Origin of the sequence: Protofrankia coriariae, from assembly GCF_001017755.1 — a bacterium.
Classification (GTDB): Bacteria; Actinomycetota; Actinomycetes; order Frankiales; family Frankiaceae; genus Protofrankia; species Protofrankia coriariae.
Genome location: NZ_JWIO01000015.1, coordinates 98,612 through 102,999, shown reverse-complemented (window position 1 = coordinate 102,999; position 4,388 = coordinate 98,612). Strand labels below are relative to the sequence as shown.

General features: G+C 68.7%; 4 protein-coding genes. All 4 read right to left on the bottom strand.

What is annotated here, in order from left to right; translation table 11 throughout:
* Positions 1 to 803, bottom strand: an 803-nt coding sequence (locus FrCorBMG51_RS11790; RefSeq protein ID WP_235433503.1) for a PAS domain-containing protein, incomplete at its 3' end; no start/stop codon positions are given.
* Between the two features lie 661 nt (positions 804 to 1,464).
* Positions 1,465 to 2,178, bottom strand: a complete 714-nt coding sequence (locus FrCorBMG51_RS11785) for an NADPH-dependent F420 reductase (RefSeq protein ID WP_047223109.1) — start codon at positions 2,176 to 2,178, stop codon at positions 1,465 to 1,467.
* A 389-nt stretch (positions 2,179 to 2,567) separates the two neighbouring features.
* Positions 2,568 to 2,876 carry a hypothetical protein gene (locus FrCorBMG51_RS11780; RefSeq protein ID WP_047223108.1) on the bottom strand — a complete coding sequence of 103 codons (309 nt, stop codon included), beginning with the start codon at positions 2,874 to 2,876 and terminating at the stop codon, positions 2,568 to 2,570.
* A 335-nt stretch (positions 2,877 to 3,211) separates the two neighbouring features.
* Positions 3,212 to 4,345 (bottom strand): cytochrome P450, encoded by a 1,134-nt coding sequence (locus FrCorBMG51_RS11775; RefSeq protein ID WP_338052736.1) that lies wholly within the window; start codon positions 4,343 to 4,345, stop codon positions 3,212 to 3,214.
* Positions 4,346 to 4,388: the final 43 nt, after the last annotated feature.

Sequence of the window (4,388 nt, the reverse complement as noted above, 5' to 3'; positions counted from 1 at the left end):
TCGAGGGTGCTGCCGATGGCGGTGGTGGCCTCGTTGAGCAGGGTCAGGCGTTGCTGGGCCCAGTACTGTTCGCTGATGTCGATGGCGGCGGTGAACACGCCGTGGATCCGGCCGGCGGGGTCGCGGACCGGGGAGGTGCGGACCGCCCAGGCGCGTTTGCGGGTCTCCCCCTGCGCGCGGCTGAAGCTTTCGTGGCGGGCGGATCGGCCGGTGGCCATCACGTGGCGGAGATGGTCCCAGGTTGCCTGGTAGGCGGGGTGGGGTAAGGCGTCCATCAGCCGGTGGCCGCGCAGGTCGGTGTCGGTGTTACCGATCATGCGGGTGGTTTCGGTGTTCAGCCGGCGGATCCGCATCTCGGTGTCGACGAGCGCCAGGCCGATCGGGGCCTGCGTGAACGCCCAGCCGATCAGAGACCGGTCGTCCACCGGTGTCTCCCTCGCTTCCCGCGGCTCCCGCGGGTCGCACGCGTGCCTGTCATGAGAGGCCGAGGAAGGAGCCCGGACGGGTGCGAGGCCGGTGTGGAGCACGGCCACATACCACAGGGTGACAGCCCCGGCGGCGTCCAGGAGGGGATGGGCGCGAATCCCCAGCGGGAGGATACAGCCGTCATGGTGACAAACGGTGACCAGTCCTTGCCAGCTCTGCCCGTGCGCGACAGCATGCCGGGCCGGCTTCGGCAGCGCATCGGCGAGCAGCGTGCCCACGGCCGTCCCGATGACCTCCGCCGGGGTGTAGCCCAGGAGTTGGTATGCGCTCTCGCTCCAGCCTGTCACGATCCCGTGCGCGTCCACCGCGGCTGTCACGCTGCCCCCTGCCAGGTGGACGTCCGAGCGCCCCGCCAGCCGGTCGAGCGGTCGCTCATCGGACCGGTCAGCCGGCGTGTCGGTACACGGTCTGTCACCGTTCATCGGATCCCGCCTTCGCATGAGGCCGTGGACGAACCGGCATCGTCACACCCTACTTACCTCCTCATCGCCTTTTCATTTCCGTTTCCGGGTCTTCTTACCACCTGGTTCGCAGGTTCGGGCGCCCGTGATTCCGCGCGCTGACCAGCATCACCGGCGTGGTTCGTGCACTTTCGCGCGTCGTCCCGCAATATGACGTTTGACGGTCACGTAATGTGCCCTTACCGCCACCAGGTGGTCGGCCGCTTTCGATGGACATATCAGGATGCCCGGCGGTGGGGGTGGACGGAGCCGGGGGCGGATGGAGCCGGGGGCGGATGGAGTACTGAGCGGGTAGGCGGGACTTCCGCTCGGCGTGACCGGCGACTCGCGCTGTCACGACCGAGATCCGCGCGGGCCTGCGCTGCCGCGAGATGACGGTGCGAGTGGCGTTCGCTGGAAGTCCGGCGGGGATGCTGGCCGGATATCCGGCGGAAAGGGGGATACCGGGCACTGGGGCATGGCCGCCGTACGCCGCCGATCACCGCCGGCGGCGTACGTTCCATCCGGTCGTTCCGGGTCAGTTTCCGCCAGCGTCGGCATAACGACGGGCAGCGGCCAGAGCCGCGCGGAGCGTCGCGGCATCGGCCGGTACTCCCGCCGCCGGGAACCCGTCCTGCCCGCTGGCCGAGCTTCGGTCGAAGTACAAGGTCGCGTAGGCGGCGGTGTCGCGCTGGAAACGCCACCCTTCGGAGAGCGGGCCGGCGTCGACGGCGTCGTAGCCGATCGCGTCCAGGAAGGCGATCACCGCCGCTTTCGCGTCCGCGTCGTCCCCGGCGATCGGCAGGGCGCTGCGGTCGGGCGCCCCGGCCGGCCGGGCCAGCGACAGCAGATGCTTGAAATAGATGTTGTTGAACGCTTTCACGACCTTGGACGTTGGCAGGTGCCTCTGGAGGAGCTCGCTGGTCGTGGTCGATTCGTCGTCCAGCTCGGGGATCTGCCCGTCTCGTTGCGGGTAGTAGTTGTTGGTGTCAATGACAGTCCTGTTGGCAAGTGGTTCGACGGGCACGCTGCGGTAGGCTCGCAGCGGAATTGTCACGACCACCAGGTCCCCGGCTTCCCCGGCCTGGCCTGGGGTTGCGGCGCGGGCGCGCGGGCCCAGCTCGTCGACCAGCTCCTTCAGCGTCTCAGGCTCTCGCGAGTTGCTCAGGACCACGTCATATCCGGCCGTGACAGCCAGTCTGGCCAGCGTGCTGCCGATGTTCCCGCTACCGATCAATCCAATGGTTGTCATATCCGGCCCCAACCATCAGCTCTCCGATCGGCATTCCCGGGAACAGACCACCCTGGCGGCCCCTGGCCCGGCACCCGTTGCCGTGACCGGGGCAAAAGCCTGCGAGCAGGATGAACACCTTGAAAACAGCACTTCCGGTGCGGTCTCGTGGGTGGTGCGGGTGGCGGCGCCGGGGAGGAATCGCGGGCGGCGCCCCGTCACGACCGTGGACCGGAGCCGCACCGGTGGTGGGCAGGGAACGACACCGTCCGGTCGAACACGGGAGACATGGATGATCTTCTGGCGGCCGGCTGCCATCTCCCGGCCGGAACAACATGTGGAATTCGCTGTCCCGGCCGGGACGACGAGCACGAAAATATTGGAAGTATTATCGGCCGTTCTTGGAGGAGTTAGTTCGGGGTCCCGTTGGACAATCCTTCGGAAACAGCGTTCCCGGCCTGGGAGAAGGCGCTGGAGAAGAGGCCCCCCACCACGCCGGAGATCGCGCCCAGGGCATTGGAGCCAGCGCCGGCCGCGGAGTCCCCACCGGTGGCGGGATCTGTGCCGGTGGCGGGGTCGTCGATGGTTATGGCGGTTCCGCCGCCGATTCCGGTGTCGGTGCTGGTGGGCAGGGCACTGGCGGGAGCTGTGCCCAGGAACACGGCGAAAAGCCCGGTGACAATAGCGACCACGGCACGCCGCAGGGTTCTGGCAGTCATTTTACTCCCAGCGGATACAGGTGACGGATGTTCCTCTTCAAGAGTAGGTCGGCCGGCAGGGTATCGGAACCCGAAGGCTGTGCACTGTGGCGCTGGCTTCATCACAATGTTCCGCACGGCGTCCGGGTACATGGCGGGAGCCGGGATCGCTCGGCAATTGGCTACCCGGCCGGCCGGTCGGATAGTCGGATAACCGGCCGGAAGAACGACGCTTCCGGCGGCCGGCCGCGGTGAAGGAGCGGCTGGTGGTATTTCGTTCGCCCGTGCTCTCCGCACGGGGATCGGCGAGGCCGGGGACTGAGCGAGACCGGGGGTCGGGCGCGGGCGGCGTGCCGTCAGCCGTGGCGACGGATGGTCATCGGCAGTCCGTCCCGGGGCCGCAGGGTCACCAGCGGCTCAGGGGCGATCTTCAAGCCGGGGACGGGCTCGAACGTCCAGTGGCGGCTGATCGTCGCGAGCGCGAGCACCCCTTCGGTCCGGGCGAAGCTGTTGCCGATGCACTGGTGCGGGCCGCCGCCGAAGGGGAAGTAGGCGTAGCGGGGCCGGTCGGGGTCGACCCGGTCCCCGAGCCAGCGGGCCGGGTCGAACCGTTCCGGTTCCGGCCACCATTTCTCGTCGCGGTGAACGACCCACTGGCTCAGCAGCAGCGTCGACCCTGCGGGCAACGGATAGCCACCGACGACACGGTCCTCCACCAGATACCGGCTCATCGCCCACACGGGCGGGTAGAGCCGCATCGACTCGCTGAGCACCGCGTCGGTGAACGGCAGGCGGGGCAGGTCCGCGACCGTCGGACGCCGGCCGGCCAGGACGCCGTCGAGTTCGGCGTGCAGTGCCTCGGCCACCTCGGGATGTTGGCCGAGGAGATGAAAGGTCCAGGTCAGCGCGTTGGCGGTGGTCTCGTGACCGGCGAGCATGATGGTCAGGGTCTCGTCCCGAACCTGGCTGTCGTCCATGCCGTCCCCGCTGTCGGCGTCACGGGCGGACAACAGTAGCGACAACAGATCCCGGCCTTCCGCCCCTTCGCGGCGGCGGCGTTCGATGAGGTCGTAGACGACCCGGTCGAGGGCCTGGCGAGTCTCGCGGCGGCGCCGGGCCGAGGGTAGCGGCAGCCGTTCCAGCAGTTCGAAACCGGTGTGCAGGGCCTTGCGGGCGGCCACCGTGTTCTCACTGATGGCGGCCCGGATCACGGCCACGATGTCGCTGTCGGTATCGGCGTCGACATCGACGTCGAACAGGGTCTTCGTGACCATCGCCAGCGTCATCTCGATCATCTCGTCGTGTATGTCGAGACGCTGCCCGTTCCGCCAGCGCGCGGCCCGCGCGTCGGCGATCGCGGCGAACGTCTCTCCGTACTCGAAGATCCGCTGGTGGTGGAACAGCGGCTGCATGAGCCGCCGCTGCCTGCGGTGCAGCTCACCGGAGCTGGTCAGCAGGCCCTGCCCGAGCACCATGGTGAGGGGCTGCACCGCGGTGCCACGAGAGCCGGGGCCACGGCGGACGAACCCCCGC

What these genes read in the sequence shown, in the direction of transcription:
- FrCorBMG51_RS11785 (WP_047223109.1), bottom strand. Translation starts at nt 2,178, where the DNA reads ATGACAACCATTGGATTGATCGGTAGCGGGAACATCGGCAGCACGCTG.
- FrCorBMG51_RS11780 (WP_047223108.1), bottom strand. Translation starts at nt 2,876, where the DNA reads ATGACTGCCAGAACCCTGCGGCGTGCCGTGGTCGCTATTGTCACCGGG.